Genomic DNA, 22,891 nt, shown 5'->3' with positions numbered 1-22,891 from the left:
GCCTTACGGCGTATTTATAGCAAGATTTCGGTATTAACTATCGTATAAAAACACGTTGTATTCAATGGGTTGAGAGTTTTTCAGGGGCGACTAATTCACCGCCGGTGATTTTATGAACCTTCACACTATCGTGTCGGAGGTTCACTATGTTCAAAAAACTATTTTTTCAAACCAAAGCACTACCAGAGCTTTCATCGCAACTGGATACAGAAATTCCGCGCTATCCGCCATTCCTGAAGGGGTTGCCAGCTGCGTCACCTGAGGATTTGCAGTCCACACAAGACGAGCTAATTGCCAAACTGCGCCAGGTACTTGGCTTTAATCAGCGTGAGTTTCAAAGACTGATTCAGCCCTGCATTGACCATCTGGCTGCTTATGTCCACTTACTGCCAGCTTCTGAGTATCATCATCACAGCGGTGCGGGTGGTTTATTACGTCATTCTTTGGAAGTTGCTTTCTGGGCGGCACAAGCAGCTGAAGGGATCATCTTCGTTGCCAGTGGCACACCGGTTGAGAAAAAAGAGCTAGAGCCAAGGTGGCGTGTTGCCGCGGCTCTTGGCGGTTTGTTCCATGATATAGGTAAACCTGTTTCAGACTTGTCCATTACAGACGAAGATGGACGCTATCAGTGGAACCCTTTTTTAGAAACATTATCCCAGTGGACCAGTAACAACAGCATTGAACGCTATTTCATTCGCTGGCGCGACGGACGGTGCAAGCGGCACGAGCAATTTTCAATTCTGGTGTTAAACCGGGTGATGACACCTGAGTTGCTCGCCTGGTTAACCCAGCCGGGCCCTGAAATTTTGCAAGCCATGCTGGAAGCAATCGGCAATACCGATCCCGAGCATGTCCTGTCTAAACTGGTCATTGAAGCTGACCAAACCAGTGTCCAGCGAGACCTGAAAGCTCAACGAATTTCCGTTGACGACAATGCCCTTGGTGTCCCAGTCGAACGCTATCTACTTGATGCCATGAGGCGATTACTTGCCAGTTCCCAGTGGCTGGTCAATCAGCGAGACGCCAGAGTCTGGTTACGAAAATCGAATCAATCAACCCATCTTTACCTGGTTTGGAAAAGCGCGGCTAAGGACATCATTGAGCTGTTGGCCAAAGACAAGATACCTGGCATTCCAAGAGATCCCGATACCCTTGCGGACATCCTTATTGAGCGAGGATTGGCCACTAAATCCGCCTCGAATGAGCGATATGAAAGCCTTGCCCCTGAAGTGCTGATCAAAGACGACAAGCCCATCTGGTTACCCATGCTGCATATATCTGAGGCCGATTTATTGTTCAACTCGAATGTACCAAGTAGTGTGAGACTGTTTAGCAAATCTGAGTGGGAAGCAACACAGCAAACACAAGCAGAGCCACAGAGTCGCTCCAGTGAGCATTCAGACTTGCCTGAAGCGTCATCATCAATCGAACATAGAAAATCGACTGAGTCACCATCGACAAACTCGTTCGAACAAGATGATGAACTTCGTCTTGCCAGTGATGTTAATAACCCCCAGGCAACTGAAAATGCTCCAGGTGATGGATGTGAAAAGCCTAACAATTCATATGATGGCGCTATCTCAAATAACGTAAACCAGCACGATGCAGAGGCATTGAATCTCCCTGAATCTTTGGCGTGGCTCCCAGAGGCCAGCAGTGCGTTGATTATGGTTGGTGAACAGCTTCTGATCCGCTATCCCGATGCCGTAAGACCTTGGTGTGCACCCCGAAAACTGCTTGCTGAACTCAGTCGATTGGATTGGCTTGAACTAGATCCTGCAAACCCTACACGTAAGGCCAGAACCGAGACTACGAATGAAGGAGTTCAGGAGCAAGGGTTACTGCTGAAAGTATCTATTTCTAAAGGGCTTACTGCACTGTTAGAACTCTCCAAACAAGACGCAGAACCGGCGGCAGCAATTCAGAACGAAGAGGCCTTACCGCGTCCGAGTCGAACTGAGACAACCAATGCCCAAGCAAAAGAGCTCGCCACAAGAGCTGAGCGTAAGCAAAAGCCGATTGCGCCCAATGCGAACTCAAGTACAGACCCCAAACACGCGCAGCGGCAACAGATGGTTAATTTTGTGAAAGATTTGCCCATCTTACTGACCGATGGCGATTACCCAGACGTGGATCATAGTGCCGATGGTATTCGCGTCACGATTCAAACCTTACGCCAAGTCGCCAATGAGCATGGCATTCCAGCCGGACAGCTGCTTCGGGGGATCTCGGCCAGTGACCAGTGCCAGTTTGATGAGGGGGAAACGGTTCTGTTTACCGCTCACGCTAAACGTTAATCCATTTGAAGTTAAGCGGATTGTAAACGGTTATTTTGCGGAGCATGAATGAAAGAAAACGCATACGAGATGCCCTGGCGCACGAACTATGAAGCCATGGCAACAGCAGGTTGGCTGGTTGGGGCAACTGGGGCAATTGCCGCAGAAATGCTGACTGAGCTACCACCTGAGCCATTTTGGTGGATGACAGGCATTTCCTCGGGCATGGCGTTGTATCGCCTGCCTGAGGCTTACCGTCTTTATAAGTTGCAGAAGGGGCTAAAAGGCAAACCTTTGGCTTTTATGGAGCTGTCGCATTTACAAAAAGTGATGGCAAAACATCCTGATGAATTGTGGTTAGGGTATGGCTTTGAGTGGGATCAACGTCATGCCCAACGCGCTTATGAAATCTTAAAGCGGGATAAGCAAACCTTGCTTAACCAAGGTCACGGCAAACAAATGGGTTCGACCTGGATTCATGGTGTTGAGCCCAAAGAAGAAGATGTGTACCAGCCAGTTGGTCACACCGAGGGGCATACCTTAATTGTCGGCACAACCGGTGCCGGAAAAACCCGTTGCTTTGATGCGATGATCACTCAGGCCATTTTGCGTAATGAAGCCGTGATTATTATTGACCCTAAGGGAGACAAGGAACTTAAGGATAATGCACAGCGAGCCTGTATTGCCGCCGGTAGTCCTGAGCGCTTTGTGTATTTTCATCCGGGTTTTCCAGAGCATTCAGTACGTCTTAATCCTCTTAGAAACTTTAACCGGGGCACCGAAATTGCCAGCCGAATTGCGGCATTAATCCCATCTGAAACCGGTGCTGATCCATTTAAAGCTTTTGGCCAAATGGCACTGAATAACATAGTGCAAGGTCTGTTGCTTACGTCACAGCGTCCTGATCTGAAAACACTGAGACGATTCTTGGAAGGTGGCCCAGAAGGCTTGGTAGTAAAAGCCGTCACAGCCTGGGGGGAGCAGGTGTATCCGAACTTTAGTGTGGAGGTTAAACGCTTTACTGAAAAGGCCAATACCTTGGCTAAACAAGCCATGGCGATGCTGCTTTTTTATTACGAACGCATTCAGCCCGTTGCCGCCAATACCGATTTGGAAGGGCTATTGAGTATGTTTGAGCATGACAGAACCCACTATTCCAAGATGGTGGCTTCATTGATGCCGGTGCTCAATATGCTCACCTCAAGTGAACTAGGTCCATTGCTATCACCTATTGCAAACGATGTGGATGACAGCCGGTTAATTACGGATTCTGGCCGTATTATCAACAATGCCCAAGTGGCCTATATCGGGTTGGATTCATTGACCGACGCCATGGTTGGCAGCGCCATTGGTTCGTTGCTTTTATCCGATCTCACCGCCGTGGCCGGTGACCGCTATAACTATGGTGTTGAAAATCGTCCCGTAAATATCTTCATCGATGAGGCGGCTGAAGTCGTCAACGATCCCTTCATTCAACTGCTCAACAAAGGCCGTGGCGCAAAAATGCGTTGTGTGATTGCTACTCAGGCCTTTGCTGACTTTGCAGCTCGTACAGGCAGCGAAGCTAAGGCACGCCAGGTGTTAGGTAACATCAACAACCTGATAGCTCTTCGGGTGATGGATACCGAAACGCAGCAGTACATTACTGACAATCTGCCTAAGACTCGGTTGCAGTACATCATGCAAACTCAAGGTATGTCGTCCAACTCGGACAGCCCCGCGTTATTTACCGGCAATCATGGCGAGCGCTTGATGGAGGAAGAAGGCGATATGTTTCCACCGCAGTTATTAGGCCAGCTCCCCAACCTGGAGTACATCGCCAAGCTTTCAGGTGGCCGCGTGATCAAAGGTCGCATTCCTATTTTAACCAGCTCTACACAGGCAGCATAAGGAGTCTGTATGCATCATTCTGTCTGTCTGAAAATGACAACACTTACCAGTAAAGAAATGCTCGCTCACTGGCAGCAACATAACCCTCAGTTCAAGGAAGCATTAAGACTGCTTGAAACCGACTGGCCTCATGCGTTGGCTTCAGTGCACTGTTTGGCGGACTATTTAACAGATGCGCTCACGTTAGATGGCCATTCCATCTTTGATTTGTGTCTGTGTAATGGCTTGGGCAGTTATGAAGAAGTCAGTTGTGATGATGACAGTGTACGACTGGGGCATTTCATTGAGGCACTGACCTGGACTGCCGCCAGTGCTTTAACAGGGATTCGCCTGCGTGATCCTGACCATTTCGAGTGGGCCGCTGTGGATGGTGTCTATTTCCACACCTGGATGCGTAATCGTCCAAATCGGATGGCGTATTTAGCTGAAGGACGCATCGATGTGCGTTATGAAAGTGGTCATACGACGACAAAGCGGCTTCAACAAGTGATTAAAGCCCGGATTATGACGCCAACCGTTGCAGCCATGCTGGCGCGAGTAGAAGAGGATGTTTGGCATGAGCAAGCATAAGTCGGTTTGGCTGCTGTGTCTGGCACTGATGCTGGAGATTATTGCCATTGGCGTGTTAGTGCCCGGTGATTGGACTGGCCGGGTTATTAGTAAAGAGAAGCAGATGATCCAAAATCAATTGGGCGCACAAACAAGCTATTGGATTGGTCAAACTAGCCATGGCTGGTATCAGTCATGGATTGTGGATACGCAGATGGAGCAATCTGTGCGAGATTTTCTAATCCCCACGCAAGAGCAACGACTTCGCTCTAAAGGGATGGAGAACATGGGAGGCTTTTGGTTTGTCTGGATAGAAGACCGTATTCAGGCATTTTTTGATGTGTTGTACCAAGTGTTCACTCGATTTGCTTTGCTGATGGTCTGGTTGCCCTTTGCACTTATTCTCATGTTACCGGCGCTGTGGGACGGTTTGATGACCTGGAAGATTAAGAAAACAACCTTTGATTTTTCGAGCCCTATCATTCACCGCTACAGCATGATTATCCTGGGCTCAGGTGTCATTTTGCTGTTTATGGGATTGTTTGCACCGCTGGCTATTCCACCGGTGGTGCTACCGTCGCTGATCATCGGCTTGGCATTGATGGCAGGGTTGGCGTTAAGCCACTTGCAGAAGAAAATATGAGATCTAAATTGATAGTTACTAAGACAGGATGATATGAATATCTGACTTATTCATATCATTATTTGATTCGATTATGAGTTTTATTCCAATCATGTTATGATTTGAATAGGCTGTTATTTAAATCAAAAAGGCGACAAGATGTGGATCTGGCAACAAGCTGACTGGCCGAACTTTATCTGGGATGAAAAAGTCATTGAACCCAAGTTACGCGACATTCGCTTTCACCAAGGAATGTTGTTGGGCAAGATGTCGAGCCAACCTAAAGACCAAAAGCAAAGTATGTTAGACACGCTATTGGCGAACATTATTCATTCGAGTGCCATTGAAGGTGAGAAGCTCAATGCTTTTTCTGTTCGCTCGTCCTTGGCTAATAAGCTCGGTCTTTCTGAAGAAAAACCATTTCCAACCACTGAACGCACTGATGGCTTAGCAGAAATAATGTTAGATGCGGTGGAGAATTTAGTCTCGCCTCTCTCACTTGAAAGAATATTACAGTGGCATAAACGACTGTTTCCTGACGGTTATACCATGTTTAATCCTGTTATAGGAGGGCAGTTACGTGGGGATGAGCCTATGCAGGTTGTATCGGGCAGAATAGATAAACCCACGGTGCATTTTGAAGCGCCAAGCCGAGATGTGCTTGAGTCTGAACTGGACATGTTTATCCGCTGGTTTAATGACTCTCGTAAGGACCCCGCTCTAGACCCATTGCTTAGAGCTGCGATAACACATCTTTGGTTTGTGACGCTCCATCCTTTGGATGACGGCAATGGCAGGATCACCCGCTTACTTACTGATTTGGCACTGGCGCAAGCTGAGCGTCAATCAGTCCGTTTCTATGCAATGTCAGTGGCGATTTTAGCCAACCGTAAAAGCTACTACGAAATATTAGAGCAATCCCAGAAAGGTGAACTTGATATTACCGCTTGGCTTATGTGGTTTTTAAACACCTTAGGTGAAACATTTACCAATGTGCTTGAAGAAATCGACCAAACGGTTTTTAAAACAAACTTCTGGCGAAATGTCGATCAAACGCGACTGTCCTCGGAACAAGTTAAAGTGCTCAATCGAATGCTTGATGGAGATTTTGACCAAGGCATTAATACGTCGCAATATCATAAAGTGGCGAAAGTGAGTAAGCCAACCGCTTCTCGTCATCTAGCGGCGTTGGTCGAGATTGGTTGCTTGGTAAAAAGTGAAGCCGGGGGGAGGAGTACTCGTTATAGGCTCGCGCGCTTGAGTTAAAAACACGAGCATTGAGAGAATACGCCAATAGAACTAGTGACAATTTTCAACTAGCTTAAGGGTTGCGTGTTCGAGCGATTTTACGTTTAAGTTTCCGTTCGATTAAAGCAAATTCGCGACTTAGTTTATGATATTCCCGTACAACACTAGGATTTTTAAGTGCTTTTTCTTTCAATGTTTTTAGAGACATCAATTTTAACCCTACGCGAGTTCATAAGATTGGACTTTCAGCATTGTCTTTTTATTTCTGAGAGCTGATAAAACATAAGCATTTTACAGGCGTAACCAGTGGTCAGCAGAGGGCTTAGCAAAAGCCAGTTCCAAGCGGACGGCCATTTCCGGAGTTATTGCACCTCGTCCGTTCAATACCTTGGATAGGGTTTTACGGCTTACATTTAAGTGCTCTGCAACATCGGTAATCGTCAACTCCAACGGCTCGATGACCAACTCTTTTAATATCTCACCAGGGTGAGCTGGGTTATGCATAGTCATTAGTGATAATCCTCGTAGTTAGTAATTTCTGCATCACGTCTGTTAAATCTGAATGTAACGTGCCAATTATCGTGAATTAATTGTAACCCTCAAGGTTGCGATATCAATATGATTGTAATAGCAGAATCACTAAGCCACCTCAAAACCTTCAAGAATTCTGTATCTAGCTGACCACTGAACCTGCCAATCCCGAGGCATCCTTCACTTCTCAATTCAAACAACGAGGAGTGACTATGGAACCTGTAAATATTCCATCCTATATCGATGACCCGCCGCACTTCCTGCTTTGGAGTGCCGATGAGATGGCTCCCATTCTGTTTGGGCTAGTGATCGGCATTTTTACCGGTAATGCCTTGGTTTTATGCCTGTTGGGGTTGGTGACAACCAAGCTCTATCGGCGTTTTCGTGATGGTCGCCCGGATGGTTTTATTCTTCACGCCATCTACTGGGCCGGACTGTTGCCAACCAAAGCCAAGACGATCCCTAACCCATTTATCAGGAGCTATCTGCCGTGAAGTTCGACGTGTTTTTAAAATCATGGCAAGGCACGCAATTAGAGAACCGATGGCAGCGGTTCCTGATTGCAGTGCTGGTGCTATCTAATTTGCTGCTTGCTGTAGCGGCATTTTCTCGCAATACCGTGGTAGCCATTCAACCACCAACCTTGTCTGAAACGGCTGAAGTGTCACGAAACCAAGCCACTCAACCTTACCTTGAATCCTGGGGACTCTACCTGGCTGAGCTTATGGGCAACGTGACGCCGGGTAATGTGTCTTTCATCCGGGTTGCCATTGAGCCGCTACTTTCTCCAGCGGTGTACCAGCAAGTGGTCGATGCACTGGAGATTCAGGCAAGACAGATCCGTGAAGACCGAGTCACGCTCAAATTCCAACCCAGACAAGTGGAGTATGAGTATGAAACCGGCCATGTCTTTGTGACCGGTTATTCATTGGTCTCTGGACCATCTGGAGATGAACAGCGCCAAACTCGCACCTATGAGTTTGACATCGATATTGAGCAATACCGTCCAAAGCTCAGTTGGATGGATACGTATGAGGGGCCAGCTAGAACGAAGCGAGTTCGTGAAAAGTTGACCCAAGAGCAAAACCGGAGGGTGAATGATGCGAACCAAAATTAGTCGATGGATAACACCAAGCTTAATCGCAATGAGCTTGAGTGGCGTCCTTTTATCTCAAGCGTCGTATGCAGACGTGGAATTGCCGATTGTGCCAGCCAGTGTGATGAAGCAGTCTGCTACTGCAAATCCACCGGTTCAAACCAATACGGTTTCAACGGATGTGCCAACAACGCTACTGATGACACCGGGGGTTAATGAACTGATCCCTGTAGCTCTTGGTCATCTGAATCGGATTGTGACGCCGTTTGAATCGCCTCAGGTGAGAACAACCAGTGATGCTCAGACGCAAATCAAGGGGAATGTTGTATATGTGGCCACGGACAAAGAATCACCGGTTTCACTTTACATCACTCCGCCTGGTCAGGAAGCTCCCGCATTATCTGTCACCTTAGTACCTCGTCGTATTCCACCGCGTGAAGTCACCTTAGCTATTAATGGTCAGCAGTGGCCTATTAAGGACGTCGTGAACCGAAAAGCCGCCACTTGGGAAACGGCTCAGCCATACGTCGATAGCTTACGTGATTTACTCAGACGCCTTGCACTAAATGAGTTACCACAAGGCTATGACATCCGTTTAGCTGGCCAAACTGACAAAAGCCCGAAATGTTTTCAGCCGGGCTTAAAGTTTGGTTTTAAGCAGGGGCAAATTGTGACGGGACATTACTTCACCGTCTATGTAGGACTGGTTGAAAGCTTTGCCGATGAGCCGATAGAAGCCAGAGAAATAGCCTGTTATGCACCAGATATAGTGGCAAGCGCCTACTGGCCTCGCAATATCTTGTTGCCGGGTGAAAAGACTGAGTTGTATGTGGTTGTTCGCAATCATCGTGAAGAAGCGGTGGAAAGTCTGCGACCTTCGCTTCTTGTGGGAGGTGAATAACGATGAAAGCACAATGGGAACAAATGAGCCCGAACATGAAGCGGGGTCTATCGGTTGCTGGTATTGCTGGTGGTCTCATCCTTATGGTGATGGTGTTTTCACCTAATTCTGACGATGGCTCAAGCAGTCGGAACCGGCAGGAAACGATCCGGCACATTCTTACGGATACCAATACTCGTGATGTTGGGGTCGATAGTTTGGCTGCGAACGTAAAACTACTCAGTGAGCGCAATGAACAGTTACGTCGTGAAGTTGAGCGCTTGCGTCGTGACGTCGATTCAGGACGGCTAAGCCCAGGTTCGCCTTCTATACCAAGTGAGGTCAATGCGGAGTTGGCTCGCCTTCGAGCGGAACTTGATGATGTTCGCGCTGGAGGTGATGCAGCAGTTGAAGGCACAAATAGCCGTTTTGAAGTGCCTTTATCTGCCATGGAATTGCCTAAAGACGAAAAGCCACTGCCGTCTAACCCAGACGACTATTTTGCCAATGCGCCGCTGCCTGATCCGCTCTATCAGCAGCCAGCCAATGGCCAAGGCACACGAGCTCGGGATGTTCCATTGCCGCCAATCACGATTCGTATGATTGAGCCTGAAGTGGTTGTCAAACCAGACGTTGTTGTGCAAGAAGCGCCGCCTTTGTATCTACCGGCGGGCAGCATCATCTCAGGTACTTTGATCACGGGTTTGGATGCCCCTACTCACGAGTCCGCAAGACGCGAGCCTTTTCCTGCATTGCTGAGGATTCAAAAGGAAGCCATTTTACCCAACCGATTTAGAGCGGATATCAAAGAGTGTTTCTTGATCGCCGCAGGTTACGGTGATTTGAGCTCTGAGCGTGCTTATTTGCGAGGCGAGACCATTTCATGTGTGAGAGAAGATGGTGGCGTCATTGAAACACGGCTGGATTCTTATGCCGTGGGTGAAGACGGCAAAGCCGGTATTCGTGGCCGATTAGTGTCGAAACAAGGCCAGCTGGTGGCCAGATCGATGATGGCCGGATTCCTTCAGGGCTTGGCAGGCGCATTTGATGTGAATCCTGTGCCGACGATTCAGACGGGTAATGCCGGTGATACTCAGCTGTACCAGAAAGTCATGAGCCAAGAAGCATTACAAGGCGCTGCGATTAAAGGCACAGGTAAAGCATTGGATCGAGTGGCCAAGTTCTATTTGGACATGGCTGAAAATATGTTCCCAGTCATAGAGGTAGACGCTGCAAGGAAAATTGAAGTCATAGTCACTCGTGGTGCCTCGTTGTCGTTGGCCACTTCGCAAGGGGGAGGTGCAAGAAGATGAAAAAATCCTGCATGTTGCTAACCGATCGAAGTCCGTTTCAGACAATAAGATGTGTATCCAGAGGAGAGTTAACCATGACGACATCAATGCAGAACAACCCAAAGCACCAGTCAAAACAGTGGTCTAAAGCTGGATTACTTTTATTGGCAGTCGGCTCAACCTTATTGTCTGGCTGTAGTTCATTGGGTCTTGGGAGTAGTGAATATGGATGCCCAGGTATGCCTGACGGTGTGCGCTGTTTATCCGCTCGTGAAGTCTATGATCTTACCAGTAATGGGGCAGCACCCAAGACGATTGATGCTGTGGCGACTCGAATTGGTTCTCACTCTGGGTATTCACAATCTGATTTAGAGACAGGACTGCTGAGCCATCCAGCATTACCTGAGACGCAGCAATCTGCACCTATTCGCATTCCTTCAAGGGTGATGCGAATTTGGATTGCGCCTTGGGAGGATGACCGTGGAGATCTGAATTTATCCAGCTACGTGTTTACCGAAATTGAACCGCGCCGGTGGGATATTGGGGTGTCAGCACCTCGAACGGTTTCGCCAGTGCTACGTCCACTTCAGACTCAAAGCGATTCAGCCTCAGCGGGAGCTGATGGTAAGCACGATAACTTGAGTATCTACGGAGAAACTAACGAATGACAAATGCAATTCGCAGCATTCAAACTCAGCGCCTAATGACCATTGGTGCGCTTGGTTTGATGGCGTTAATGATTTCGGAGCCCTCATTTGCGGGCACCGGTGGTGATGCTTTCACTGATGTGTGGGATACCCTAAAAGATTGGACCCAAGGTACTTTGGGACGGATCGTAGCGGGAGCCATGGTTCTGGTGGGTATTGTGGGCGGTATCGCTCGCCAAAGCTTGATGGCTTTTGCCTTGGGCATTGGTGGCGGTATGGGTCTCTACAATACGCCAACAGTCGTTGAAAGTGTCATGTCTGCAACTTTACCTGTTGTTGCCAGCTCTCAAGAAGTCATTGGCACAACAATTCCAGCAATCAGCGCCGTTTTACTGGGCACTTGATAATATAGACGGCTTCTCTTGTGCAAGGGGAGCCGTCATCTCAGTCTATCGACAATGATTTTTCGATATCGCAGATCCTTGCCATGAGTACTAAAGGATCAAACGTCGATTCTTTGAAGCCAAATTTCTTGTAGAACGTTTGCGCACTACCATCAATAGCATGGACTAAGATTCCTGCTCCACCGACAGCGTTCATTGCTTGTACTGAGCGAATGATACAATCTTTTAAAAGACCTGCCGCAATGCCTTGACCTTGATAGGCGTTATCTACTCCAAGCCTGGCTAGAATCACCATGGGAATGAGATCTGGACTATTTCTTCTTAATGAACTGAAAGCTTGCTCTCTGGAAACTGATCCCATGGCAATGGCATAGTACCCGACCACTTGATGGGCGTCAGTGTCATTGACCACATACACCCTCGCGGTTCCCCGCTTTTGACTCTTTAACGCCTGTTTTCTTAACCAAGTATCGAGCTCTTCAATGCCACATTGAAAGGCATTAAGCTGGTGCTCATCAGTGAGGAGGGTTGGTGCACTTATTCCCAAGGCGCTTTCCTCTTAAACAGATCTTTCATACCTTCAAGAGTCTGTGGCTCTGCACGAAGTTCGTTATCAAACGCTTCAAAAGCCTTTGCTTCTAGAACAAAATCCCGCTGTTCTGCCAGTATACTATGCGCTTCATTGAGCGCTGCTTGCTGAATGAACACGGTTCTATCAACTTTTTTTAAACTTGCTGCGGCATCGATGATGTCTCTTACCGATGGCAGTACTCGCATGTTGATTGGGGCTGTCTTTGTAGCCATGACACCATCCTCTGTATATCTATTTAATACACAGTTTAAATGACTTTTCCGTGTAGTCAATGGATATACGAATTGTTGGGCATGAAACTTTGAGAGTAGGTCAGTTTGATTTCGAGGGGATGTCACTCTTTCTGGTTTAAAACATTGCAAAAATTAACACCTAAGGTATGAAAAAAAGGAATCAGCTAAACCAGATGACTTGAGGGGAAGTCTGTAAGGCTGGCAGAATGAAAGCTATACCCTTACAAATAGTGCGTAACAACAAGTGGCACCCTAGCAAGGCATCCAATTCTTCAATCTATCTAACCGAGTCCACATAGGACAACTGCATAGACTGGAGCCTCGATTTACATTAACGAGGACTCCTCATGCGAAAACTATCTCCAATTATTCTGGCGCTTGCGCTGTCTCCTTTGGTTCAAGCTGAACCTGTGTCTGAAGTGTCGCCCGTTGGCAAAATTGACGGCATGGTTTCTTTACCTGTCACGGGTATGAAAGCGGTCGAAAGCAATGGCCGTATTGTTTTCATGTCAGACAGTGGCCGGTTCGTCATTGATGGCACGCTCTATGATGCCTGGTCGAAAAAGCCGCTTACCAGCCTTGAAGAAATTCGTGAAGCGGGTAACACGCTGGACTTAAGCCGCCTTGGCTTAAAAATGGATGATTTGAATCCACTGACGCTGGGTGAAGGCAAAAAGAAAGTGGTGGTCTTTGTTGACCCCCGGTGCCCGCACTGCCATGAGCTTTTGAAACAAGCCCTACCATTAACCAAAGAATACACCTTCCAAATACTCCCTGTGCCAGTGCTTGGTCCTGATTCAGAGCGTCAGGTTCGCCAGCTTGGCTGTGCGCGTGACAAGAAAGCGGCCACCGATGCATTGCTCAATGGTCGAATTAGTAACCTAGAACAGGATGATGCCTGCAACTTAGAACCAATGCAGCGTACTTTGGTGACGGCTCAAATCCTGGGCATTCAAGGTGTGCCTTTCATTGTCGCCAATGATGGTCGCATCAGCCGAGGCCGTCCTTATGACCTTTCTGTTTGGTTGGAGGGGCGTTAATGAAAGCCTCTTTGTATTCAGGGCAACGCGCTTCTGAGCTGTTGCCAGTATTGGCCTATTCCGACGATGAGCAACTGTTTTTCATGGAAGACCAGAGTGTTGGCTTTGGTTTTCTATGTGACCCATTGCCCGGTGGTGATGAGTCTGTTGCAGACAGGGTTAATGTTCTACTCAACAACGACTGGCCAAAAGACACTTTGCTGCAATTTGGCCTGTACGCCTCGCCTGATATTCAAACCGACATTCAGCGAATGATGGGCTTACGGCATCGTCAATCCGATCCATTGCTCAGGGCGTCTATTCGCAAACGTGCGGATTTCCTCGATGGGGGCACGGTTCAACCGATAGAAGAATCGACCCAGACTCAGGTACGCAACTTTCAACTGATCGTCACCTGCAAATTGCCTTTGGAAAATCCTATACCGACGGAGCGTGAGTTGAGTCGAGCATCCGCGCTTCGGGCTTCTTTCTCTCAAGCGCTGGCAACGGTTGGTTTTCGCGTTACTGAGATGACTGACCGAAACTGGCTCGCGGCATTAAGTGCGCAGCTTAACTGGGGAAAAGATGCTTCCTGGCGTAATCCATCACCAATCCGCAGTGAGGCAGATAAGCCACTTCGAGAGCAAGTGTTGGATTATGACCGGGCTATCAAAGTGGATAGTCAAGGTCTGATGCTGGGTGATTACCGAGTTAAAACACTATCGTTTAAGCGCCTGCCTGAGCGGATCTGGTTTGGTCATGCCGCAAGTTTTGCGGGCGATATGATGACGGGCAGTCGAGGTTTACGCGGCAGCTTTTTGCTAAATGTCACCATTCACTTTCCTTCAGCTGAGGCGATGCGATCTCGTTTAGAGACGAAGCGTCAATGGGCGGTCAATCAGGCCTATGGCCCGATGCTCAAGTTTGTGCCGGTGCTTGCAGCCAAGAAAAAGGGATTTGATGTTCTTTTTGAAGCCTTGCAAGAAGGTGATCGTCCTATTCGGGCAAATATGACTTTGACGCTGTTCTCACCAACGGAAGAGGCGTCCATCAGCTCGGTTTCAAATGCTCGAACCTATTTCAAAGAACTCGGATTTGAGCTGATGGAAGACAAGTACTTCTGTTTGCCCATTTTCCTGAATGCCTTGCCATTTGGTGCTGATCGCCAGGCGATGAACGACTTGTTTCGATTCAAGACCATGGCGACACGGCATGTGATCCCTCTGTTGCCTTTGTTTGCAGATTGGAAAGGTACAGGCACGCCAGTGATTAACTTTGTTTCCCGTAATGGCCAGATCATGAGTGTATCCCTTTATGACTCGGGCAGTAATTACAACTGTTGCATAGCGGCGCAATCGGGATCTGGCAAGTCATTCCTGGTGAACGAAATCATCTCCTCCTACCTATCAGAAGGCGGGCAATGCTGGGTGATTGATGTTGGCCGCTCTTATGAAAAACTGTGTGAAGTCTATGACGGTGAGTTCTTACAGTTCGGGCGGGACAGTGGTATTTGCTTAAATCCGTTTGAAATCGTTGAGGACTATGACGAAGAAGCGGATGTACTGGTTGGGTTATTGGCCGCAATGGCCGCACCTACGCAGTCATTAACCGATTTTCAGATGGCCAACCTAAAGCGTCAGACCCGTGAACTTTGGGAGAAAAAAGGTCGTGCCATGTTGGTTGATGATGTGGCAGAGGCCTTGAAAAATCACGAAGACCGACGTGTGCAAGACGTGGGTGAGCAGCTCTATCCGTTTACGACACAGGGCGAATATGGCCGCTTCTTTAATGGTCATAACAATATTCGCTTCAAAAACCGTTTCACCGTTCTGGAGTTAGAAGAGCTTAAGGGGCGTAAGCATCTACAACAAGTAGTGTTGCTTCAGCTTATCTACCAAATCCAACAAGAGATGTACTTAGGTGAGCGGGATCGTCGCAAGATTGTGTTCATTGACGAAGCCTGGGATCTGCTGACTCAAGGTGATGTCGGTAAGTTCATTGAGACGGGTTACCGTCGATTTCGAAAATATGGCGGCAGTGCTGTAACGGTAACGCAGTCGGTCAACGATTTGTATGACAGCCCAACAGGTAAAGCCATCGCTGAAAACTCGGCCAATATGTACCTGCTTGGCCAAAAAGCCGAAACCATCAACGCGCTCAAAAAAGAAGGCCGCTTGCCACTAGGTGAAGGCGGCTATGAATACCTGAAAACGGTTCATACCGTCACTGGTGTCTATTCCGAAATTTTCTTTATTACCGAAATGGGCACCGGGATTGGCCGCCTCATCGTCGATCCGTTTCACAAGCTGTTGTACTCGTCCCGTGCAGAAGATGTAAACGCGATTAAACAGTTAACGCACAAAGGCCTTTCTGTTGCTGATGCCATCTCTCAGTTGTTGAAGGAGCGAGGCTATGAATAAGTTCACGCTTTGGCCATTTATGGCCTCTATTACTTTGTCTATTGCTGGTAGCGGTTTAATGACCAGCTGGCTCTTAATGAAAACACTCGAACCCATCCACAGCCAATTGGCGCTAAGTACGCCCATTGCAGTCGTCGATTTTGGGGAGGCGGTGTTGTCACTGGGCCCCAATGCCAGCGAACAAGACATCGAATCTAGGTTGCTTCAGACCAATCAGCAAATTGAAAAGCTAAAAGCAGCCGGTTTTATCGTATTGGATGCCCAAGCGGTGGTGGGTGCTGATGATTCCGTATTTGTGCCAGTAGGCTCAAAGGAGGTGTCTCATGCAGATACTCCGTAAAAGAATGCCTTGGCGGCCATATCTCATCCGTTTGACCATTCTTGGGTTAATCATGGCCTTGGTAGGCACCTACGCCATGATGCGCTACCGAATAGGTATTGATACCCAGCAAGAGCGCTGCCTGCCTGATACCACGGTGTATCTGATTGACCTATGGAATAAAGAGCCCGTTAAGGATGGTTTGTATGCCTTCCACTCAAAAGGACTCGCTCCGTTATATAACGACGGTACTCGGATGCTGAAACGCCTAACAGGGATGCCTGGGGATGAAGTCAATGTGACGCCTGAGCATGTGCTGGTGAACGGTGCTGAAGTCTCTACCGGCATGGCATTAGCCCAGCGTCTTGGTGTGGCTGAAACAGAATTTAGCCGCTCATTGACGCTGCAAGAAAATGAATATTGGTTTTCCGGCGAGGCTGCAACGAGTTTCGACTCCCGCTATTGGAATGCCGTTAAGCGCGAGCAGATTGTCGGTCGCGCTTGGCCGCTTTGGTAGGAGGTAGATGATGCAAAGACTATGTCTCTTATTTTTGTTGGTTGCTCCATTGTCTTGGGTTCAAGTGTCCTGGGCACAAGAGCCTTTTCTGTTGTCTGACGAAGACAAAAAGATCGTCGAAATGAGCCGCAGCATTTTACAAAGTGCTGTGGATGGTTCATCTGAATTTATCGAGCCTTTTTCACCGATTGAACAACCTGCGTCGCTCAAACACAGCGATGAATGGTTGATATTTGCGTCGTCCTCACTGGGGGATTCCTCACTGAAGCAGCTATTTAAAGAGGCCAGTGCTACCGGCGCTATTGTGTTGTTTCGGGGAATTCCTGAAGGAAAGACCTTGGGGGCGGCTATCCGTGATTGGCATACGCTGATGACGGGGCTTGATCCTGTTCCTCAGGTTCGAATCGATCCGAAAGCCTTTGTGCACTGGCGGGTGACTAGCGTGCCTGCCATTTTCCGCATAGAAGATGACAAGGTGACTGCAAGTGCACTAGGGGTTTACAGCAAGGACTGGTTGCAGCGTCAAATTGAAACAGGCAATACCGGTTCATTGGGTCAACGCGGTCCTATTCATTCGATTTTAGAACCGGATTTGATGCAAGTGGCGATGCAGCGTTTACAGTCGATTGACCTGGGCGCATTAAAGAAAAAAGCCATTGAGCGTTTCTGGTCTCGCCAAACATTTACTGAGTTACCCAAAGCCAGGCAGTATCGGATAAGAATGGTTGATCCAACCATCGTCATGCAGCGGCCACTATTGGATGCCAATGGCCGAACATTGATCCCAGCAGGAACGCGTATTAACCCGCTAAAAGCCTTGCCGTTCACTCAGCAGCTTGTGGTGTTTAATGCGTCGAACGCTGAAGAAGTGGACGCAGTAGCGCATTGGCTTGAGACGCAAGATAGGACACTGCGCCGCATTACGCTTATCACCACGCAGCTCGACCGTGCCCAAGGCTGGAATCGCCTCAATGCGCTCGAAAAGACATTGGATAGTCCGGTTTACCTTCTCAATGACTCGCTAAAGCAGCGCTTTGATCTGCAAGTCACCCCATCGTTTGTTCAAGCAAAGGGGCTCGCGTTTGAAATAGAAGAAATTCCAGCAAAGGAGCTTGTTCATGAAAAAGCTCAATAATACGTATCGTCTGTTGCGGACTCTCGTTGTCATGTTTGTCCTTGGCGCATCTATTCCTGCAAAAGCCGAACTGACCTGCCCAGACGCGGGGTTATTGTCGGGCAAGTTGCTGACGGATGTTTGCTGGTCATGCATTTTTCCTATCCGGGTTGCAGGGCTTCCTCTTGGCTCCGGCAATGTCCCTAGCGGCGCATCAAACAAGTCATTTTGCTTATGTGAAGACAACTTAGGCGTGCCAAGGCCAGGTATTGTTACCAGCATGTGGGAGCCAGCGCGTCTGATTGAACTGGTCAGAACGCCGGGTTGTTCGCCTTCCCTGGGAGGGATTCGTTTACCGTTAGGTGATAGGCGACTGCAAGGTGGTCATGGCGAAGGTGAATACGATACCGGTGATCTCGCTTTCTACCATTACCATTATTACGCCTTTCCGCTTTTGGTCATGCTCGATTTGTTCATGGATGGCAATTGCAATGCTGATGGTTACATGGACTTTGACTTGATGTATTTGTCGGAATTGGACCCAACATGGCTGAACGATGAACTGGCCTTTTTTACTCAGCCTGAAGCGGCTGCCGTTGCCAATCCATTGGCTATTTCGGCTTGTACCGCTGACGCTGCTTCATCAACGCTTGGTAAACCCATCGACCAGTTGTTTTGGTGTGCTGGCAGTTGGGGCCATCTCTACCCGTTATCTGGCCACACCTTAGCCTTCGGCTCATTAGCAGAAAACACCAGCCATTTAGCCGCGCGTGCAATCGCGGCTCAACACAGGCGTGGTCTTGCTAGGCGAACAATGGGGAACAGTGCGCTATGCCGACCTGTTATCGAACCCATGCTGCCGAAATCCCAATACAAGATGAGTATGTTCTTCCCTGTGCCGGAAACTGAAAGTGCGCATGTCATCGGTGAAAGCACCATGAAATGGGGAGAGTGGCGAACAATCCCAGGTGCCGGTGAAGATGCGCTCTACATTTTGTGGCGCTGGCAAGACTGCTGTAACTCGGGAGGTTAACTATGAAACCAACACTTTTTACCCGAGTTTTAGCGGGTGTCTTATCAATCACTATGGCGTGCTTGCCCCTACATGGTGTCGCCGCTGATGTGCAGCGCCAATCCGGCTTAAGCGGACAACAAGAAGGTAAGCAATTGCTGCAAAACTGGACGATGCCCGCACTCAATGGCAATACATTGTCGGTGCCGAATGGCAGTGGTAATGAGACGATTAACTTGCAAGAGCTTTTCCCTGGTATGGATCAGGGCTCATTGGATGTCTTAACGGGCGTTTATGGCTCTGATGCCAGTATGAATCAATTGGGAACACAGCGCCAAGAGAGCATGGCATCCGAAAGTGGCGCTACGGGTGAAGCATTTCGTTCGCTACAGCAAATCAAAGACAGGTCTCGGCCAGATATGGTCAATGATCCGCTTTGGGCATTAACTGATGCGGTTCAAACTGACCCCAATCTATTAACGCAAAGCTTCCCAGGCTGTGAGTCTCAAGGTGAAGGCAGCCCAAATTACCAGCAATGTGACAGGCTCAATACAGCGGTTAACAGCTGCACTATTACTCACGATTACACGGCAGGCATCATTGAGCATGTTTCAGGGCCGATGAACCTTCGCTCTTGTGGTGAAGGGTGTCTTGAAGTTTGGATAGGACGTATTGGCGACAACTACTGGAGTGGCCGTTGTAAAGTGTTTGAACAGGCCATCACACTCAAAGTCGTGAACCCCGATGCGATTACCTCAGCTGTTCTTGAGTACGCCAAATGGGATGACTACATGCAAGTGTGGCTTGGCGACCAGAAAGTCTGGTCTGGGCCGAACAATAACTTTCCACCAGAAACGGCAGGTCGCTGCGAGCTTAGTACCAGTTGGGAACGCAATCCTAATACTGACCTCACCGCCAAGCTAAAAGCGGTAGAGCCCGGTTTAGAAGTGCCAGTAAAAATTCGCGTATCGGTCACGGGTAGTGGTGAGGGCTATGCACGCATTAAGGTGCGCTTTGATCCAACCAAGGTGGTGATGAATGATAGTTGGTCACCACAGTCCTGTATCGAACAAGCAGCGGATATCCCGGCTAAGTTTTCAGACTACAGCATTCAATGCACGGATCAGCCGTCTTCAACCAACGGATGTACGGTGGTCAATGGTGTTTCAGTTTGTGAATCCTACTTTGCCCCAAGCCCAGTGGCTGGCATATCGCCTTTGTGTCGGCGTGTACAAGTGAGTGTGGATGATGAAAGCTATAAGGGGATTGAAAATCAGGCCTGCCAAGTGCTTGAAGCGAATCCTTCCTGTGGATTCATGTCGTCAGAATGTGCCGAGACCAATGATAAAGGTGAATGCATTCGTTTTACCGATACTTATGACTGTGGATTACAAACCAGCGATCCAAAGTGTGTGGTATCCAACCTTATGCCAAGTAGTTTTGAGGCCTGTGAGCCTACTCAGACGATTACGCCATTTACTGAAACCAAGCATGTACCGGATTACCAGGTGTGCGAGAAGATCAGCACGCTTACTCAGTGTCAGTTAGAGCGACGTGTATCCGCTGAAACCCATCAACAAAGCTGGTCCATTGAGCGCGGTTGCTTTAGCTCTGAAACGCTCAGCTTTGTTCCACAGCACAGCGGCACTATGCAAACTGGAAACGCGACACTGAGGATTTTTGATAATCAAAATACTGAGATAAAAATCACCGAGTCGCCGTCCAAGGCAAATGGTTGGAAAACGACACTCTCACTGACGGGCAATAAGGAAACGGTGACTGAGACGAAACCCTCCATTAAATACCCTGAAATGACCTGTCCAAAAGGAACCTTGGTTGGTTCATTGTGTAAAGTCGTCAATGGGTCGATTATTTCGTGGCATGAACCCCAGGAAGTCACTCGTTCCAGATGTGAGTCCGGCTGGAAAAAAGTCGATTTCGATACTTGCAGCCGAGAAGTTCAGAAGTGTTTGGCTCCTGCAAAACTGAGCGCTTCATTGACCTTCTCTGGCAAATACTTAGAGCAAGACGTTGTTCATCAATCAAGTGATCCGGGCATAGACCAATGCTTGATGCAAACGGATCAGTTTACTGCGGTGCAGTGGCAATGTTTGGATACGGGCACAAAACGAATCGACGGGTTAACGGTTGGTAGTGGCGAGTTGGCCAATCTTGGAAGCCTTTATCCAGCGGTTGTTTCGTCTCCTGCTCATTTAACCAGTCGCGGCAGCTCTGATGGACAGGGACTCTCATGCTGGAGGGCAAGAGCAACCTACAATCCTTCGACTGCTCATCCAGAGTTCAACATGGGCAGCTCAGATAGCTGGGTAGATGCCAATGGTAATACGCAAACCATCGTCAATAACGGACAAAACACGACCACCAATACGTGTTCCGCGCTAGAGCAAAACCCAGCCTGCCAGTACGTCAGAACCGAATGCACTGAAGGTGGGGCTGGTCATGAAGGCTTCTGCTATATCCAAAGTTTGGTGTATGACTGTGGACAAAGCGTTGAAGTGCAAAATGCACGAATGGAAACTCAATACAACTGTGAGGGGCCAGTTCGCTGTATGGGCACAGATTGTTTAGAGCCAGAGTCAATCAAGCAGGCTAACTTTGCAGAAGCCGCAGCGATGCTTAATGCGGCGCAGTTTATGACCAATGATATGTCTTGTACGGGAGCTGATGGCCAAGATAACGTTGAGTGTACGGTTTTTAAAGGTAATGCTGGCCAGTGCAAAAAAGCCGTTGGCGGCATAGTGGATTGCTGTGAAAAGCCAAGTGGCGTGTCGTTATCGGATTACATCACGATGATAGTGGCGGTTAACAAGCTTGATACGGCAGTCATGGCCATGAATCCGTCGTCAGCTATCTATGGTTCGTGGAATACGCTCAGGGAGCCAATCACGAGCACTTGGAGTGCGGTCAAAGAGCCTTTTGTGTCAGCATGGGACTCTCTCATGGGAGCTGGGCCATCAACGGCTGCTGGCGCGGGAGCGGAGCAAGCTGCGACTGGCTTCATGCAGGTGTTGACCAACAAAACGGCTGAATGGGTAGGTACGACCTTTGGTTCGGGAGCGCAATCGGCACTGTTTAGCAACGTTGGTGGCGCGGTTGGAGCTGATGGTGTCGTTTCGGGTGGCAACTTTGCATTGGGTGGCGCTGCGGGCGCGGTTCTGAGTACGGTTATGACGGCCTACATGATTTATTCAGTCACTATGATCCTCATTCAGCTTATCTGGAAATGTGAGCAGAGCGAGTTTGAAATGAACGCCAAGCGGGTATTGAAGAGTTGCCACTATGTAGGTTCTTACTGCAAGTCTAAGTTCTTAGGTGCCTGTGTTGAGAAACGGCAATCATATTGCTGCTTTACTTCGCCGCTTTCACGGATCATTCAGGAACAAGTACGTCCGCAATTGGGCCTTGGCTGGGGCAGTGCCAAGTCACCAAACTGTGAAGGTTTGACCGCGAGTCAGTTAAACCAGGTGGATTGGAGCCAAGTCAATCTGGATGAATGGATAGGTATCTTATCGATCACGGGCAACCTACCCGAAGTACCGTCACTGGATCTGGAACGACTCACAGGCTCAGGAAGTACGCTAAACGTTGATGGAAGCCGTCAAAGTGCCGCAGACCGAGCTATTGAAAGGCTAAACGGAATGGATGCTCAGAAACTGCGTCAGGAGGCGACGGAAGAAATTTCGGGGAATAACTAAAAGAAATTACTCTATTAGCGCGATTTTCTAAATAGATGTTCCTAAATGTAGCTCACTGACCTACATTACCGCGAGGCTGCACATTTTCATGCAGTTTAGCTGCAACACCGATGGTACTGAGATGCAAGGCAGCATGATCACAATGCATTGTACCACGTTGATTCTCGCCATATATAGCACAATTAGGGGCACCTATTTAGAGCGTGTTAGTCTTTGCTGTACATATTTTGATCTGCCCGCATAGGGAACCACATGATTGAAAATGCCAAAGCAACGACACTTTCATAATTTATTGCTAATTTTTCATACCGTGTAGTCACTGCTCGGTATTTCTTAATTTTCAGGAAGGCATGTTCAACTAAATTGGGTATCGATATAAACACTAATTTATATCGTCATTGCCCCGACTGCTATTTTTCTCTCCTTGATCGCAGCTGATACCAAATGCAGATGGGATCAAAATACTCATTCCGACAATAATAAACTGCCAGCCCTGATCGAGCTACTAGGTATT

22 protein-coding genes are annotated in these 22,891 nt (G+C 48.4%); 18 read left to right on the top strand and 4 right to left on the bottom strand.

All coding sequences use genetic code 11. The annotated features are described in order from the left end of the window. The first annotated feature begins 146 nt into the window (after positions 1-146). From mobH to FJM67_RS03125, 5 genes are all read left to right on the top strand, one after another. Complete coding sequence (gene mobH / locus FJM67_RS03145) at positions 147-2,297, top strand: MobH family relaxase (RefSeq protein WP_140587214.1); 2,151 nt, start codon at positions 147-149, stop codon at positions 2,295-2,297. Positions 2,298-2,345: 48 nt separating this feature from the next. Next, positions 2,346-4,166, top strand: a complete 1,821-nt coding sequence (traD, locus tag FJM67_RS03140) for a conjugative transfer system coupling protein TraD (protein WP_122067047.1) — start codon at positions 2,346-2,348, stop codon at positions 4,164-4,166. Between the two features lie 9 nt (positions 4,167-4,175). After that, positions 4,176-4,736: a conjugative transfer protein gene (locus tag FJM67_RS03135; RefSeq protein WP_122067048.1), complete on the top strand. Its 561-nt coding sequence runs from the start codon at positions 4,176-4,178 to the stop codon at positions 4,734-4,736. Further along, the gene (locus FJM67_RS03130) at positions 4,723-5,358 is read left to right on the top strand and encodes a DUF4400 domain-containing protein (protein WP_140587213.1); all 636 of its coding nucleotides are present in this window, start codon (positions 4,723-4,725) and stop codon (positions 5,356-5,358) included. Before FJM67_RS03135 ends, FJM67_RS03130 begins: the two co-directional genes overlap by 14 nt. 138 nt (positions 5,359-5,496) lie before the next feature. Next, positions 5,497-6,603: a Fic family protein gene (locus FJM67_RS03125; RefSeq protein WP_140587212.1), complete on the top strand. Its 1,107-nt coding sequence runs from the start codon at positions 5,497-5,499 to the stop codon at positions 6,601-6,603. A 273-nt stretch (positions 6,604-6,876) separates the two neighbouring features. Here the strand turns inward: FJM67_RS03125 and FJM67_RS03120 are convergent, their stop codons facing one another. Beyond that, positions 6,877-7,095, bottom strand: coding sequence for a HigA family addiction module antitoxin (locus tag FJM67_RS03120; protein WP_140587211.1), 219 nt, complete (start codon positions 7,093-7,095; stop codon positions 6,877-6,879). Positions 7,096-7,328: 233 nt separating this feature from the next. Here FJM67_RS03120 and traL point away from each other — a divergent pair, with 233 nt between their 5' ends. The 6 genes from traL (at position 7,329) to traA (ending at position 11,435) form a co-directional block, all read left to right on the top strand. Beyond that, positions 7,329-7,610, top strand: coding sequence for a type IV conjugative transfer system protein TraL (gene traL / locus FJM67_RS03115; protein WP_140587210.1), 282 nt, complete (start codon positions 7,329-7,331; stop codon positions 7,608-7,610). Continuing rightward, positions 7,607-8,233 (top strand): TraE/TraK family type IV conjugative transfer system protein, encoded by a 627-nt coding sequence (locus FJM67_RS03110; protein WP_140587209.1) that lies wholly within the window; start codon positions 7,607-7,609, stop codon positions 8,231-8,233. Before traL ends, FJM67_RS03110 begins: the two co-directional genes overlap by 4 nt. Beyond that, entirely contained in the window at positions 8,214-9,113 is a 900-nt protein-coding gene (locus FJM67_RS03105) for a TraK domain-containing protein (RefSeq protein WP_407943553.1), read from the top strand. The genes FJM67_RS03110 and FJM67_RS03105 overlap by 20 nt, the downstream gene beginning before the upstream one ends. Positions 9,114-9,115: 2 nt before the next feature. Next, the gene (locus FJM67_RS03100) at positions 9,116-10,405 is read left to right on the top strand and encodes a TraB/VirB10 family protein (protein WP_140587208.1); all 1,290 of its coding nucleotides are present in this window, start codon (positions 9,116-9,118) and stop codon (positions 10,403-10,405) included. 74 nt (positions 10,406-10,479) lie between these two features. After that, positions 10,480-11,052, top strand: a complete 573-nt coding sequence (gene traV / locus FJM67_RS03095) for a type IV conjugative transfer system lipoprotein TraV (RefSeq protein ID WP_140587207.1) — start codon at positions 10,480-10,482, stop codon at positions 11,050-11,052. Then, the gene (gene traA, locus FJM67_RS03090; RefSeq protein ID WP_140587206.1) at positions 11,049-11,435 is read left to right on the top strand and encodes a TraA family conjugative transfer protein; all 387 of its coding nucleotides are present in this window, start codon (positions 11,049-11,051) and stop codon (positions 11,433-11,435) included. The genes traV and traA overlap by 4 nt, the downstream gene beginning before the upstream one ends. A gap of 40 nt (positions 11,436-11,475) precedes the next feature. Here the strand turns inward: traA and FJM67_RS03085 are convergent, their stop codons facing one another. Together FJM67_RS03085 and FJM67_RS03080 are read right to left on the bottom strand one after the other, a co-directional pair. Further along, positions 11,476-11,982 (bottom strand): GNAT family N-acetyltransferase, encoded by a 507-nt coding sequence (locus tag FJM67_RS03085; protein ID WP_140587205.1) that lies wholly within the window; start codon positions 11,980-11,982, stop codon positions 11,476-11,478. Further along, positions 11,973-12,239: a type II toxin-antitoxin system TacA family antitoxin gene (locus FJM67_RS03080; protein WP_000212004.1), complete on the bottom strand. Its 267-nt coding sequence runs from the start codon at positions 12,237-12,239 to the stop codon at positions 11,973-11,975. The genes FJM67_RS03085 and FJM67_RS03080 overlap by 10 nt, the downstream gene beginning before the upstream one ends. Before the next feature lie 368 nt (positions 12,240-12,607). Between FJM67_RS03080 and FJM67_RS03075 the strand changes: the two genes are divergently transcribed. The 7 genes from FJM67_RS03075 to traN are packed head-to-tail and all read left to right on the top strand — an operon-like array spanning position 12,608 to position 22,377. Continuing rightward, entirely contained in the window at positions 12,608-13,300 is a 693-nt protein-coding gene (locus FJM67_RS03075; protein ID WP_001963897.1) for a DsbC family protein, read from the top strand. Continuing rightward, positions 13,300-15,699 carry a type IV secretion system protein TraC gene (gene traC / locus FJM67_RS03070; protein WP_140587204.1) on the top strand — a complete coding sequence of 800 codons (2,400 nt, stop codon included), beginning with the start codon at positions 13,300-13,302 and terminating at the stop codon, positions 15,697-15,699. Before FJM67_RS03075 ends, traC begins: the two co-directional genes overlap by 1 nt. After that, entirely contained in the window at positions 15,692-16,039 is a 348-nt protein-coding gene (locus FJM67_RS03065; protein WP_140587203.1) for a plasmid-related protein, read from the top strand. The genes traC and FJM67_RS03065 overlap by 8 nt, the downstream gene beginning before the upstream one ends. Further along, positions 16,023-16,535 carry a S26 family signal peptidase gene (locus tag FJM67_RS03060; RefSeq protein ID WP_181161419.1) on the top strand — a complete coding sequence of 171 codons (513 nt, stop codon included), beginning with the start codon at positions 16,023-16,025 and terminating at the stop codon, positions 16,533-16,535. The genes FJM67_RS03065 and FJM67_RS03060 overlap by 17 nt, the downstream gene beginning before the upstream one ends. 7 nt (positions 16,536-16,542) lie before the next feature. After that, entirely contained in the window at positions 16,543-17,670 is a 1,128-nt protein-coding gene (locus tag FJM67_RS03055) for a TrbC family F-type conjugative pilus assembly protein (protein WP_235889972.1), read from the top strand. After that, positions 17,654-18,682 carry a TraU family protein gene (locus tag FJM67_RS03050; RefSeq protein WP_102887288.1) on the top strand — a complete coding sequence of 343 codons (1,029 nt, stop codon included), beginning with the start codon at positions 17,654-17,656 and terminating at the stop codon, positions 18,680-18,682. The genes FJM67_RS03055 and FJM67_RS03050 overlap by 17 nt, the downstream gene beginning before the upstream one ends. 2 nt (positions 18,683-18,684) lie before the next feature. Beyond that, positions 18,685-22,377 carry a conjugal transfer protein TraN gene (gene traN / locus FJM67_RS03045; protein WP_140587202.1) on the top strand — a complete coding sequence of 1,231 codons (3,693 nt, stop codon included), beginning with the start codon at positions 18,685-18,687 and terminating at the stop codon, positions 22,375-22,377. 206 nt (positions 22,378-22,583) lie between these two features. On the opposite strand, the gene FJM67_RS03040 is transcribed toward traN, so the two are convergent. After that, on the bottom strand, positions 22,584-22,760 hold the full coding sequence (locus tag FJM67_RS03040) for a transposase (RefSeq protein WP_206975078.1): 177 nt from the start codon (positions 22,758-22,760) through the stop codon (positions 22,584-22,586). Positions 22,761-22,891 lie beyond the last annotated feature (131 nt).

It is taken from the genome of Maribrevibacterium harenarium (genome assembly GCF_006385675.1).
Lineage (GTDB): Bacteria > Pseudomonadota > Gammaproteobacteria > Pseudomonadales > Marinomonadaceae > Marinomonas > Marinomonas harenarium.
The sequence above is the reverse complement of the archived record's forward strand: the minus strand, read 5'-3'. Positions and strand labels throughout refer to the sequence as shown.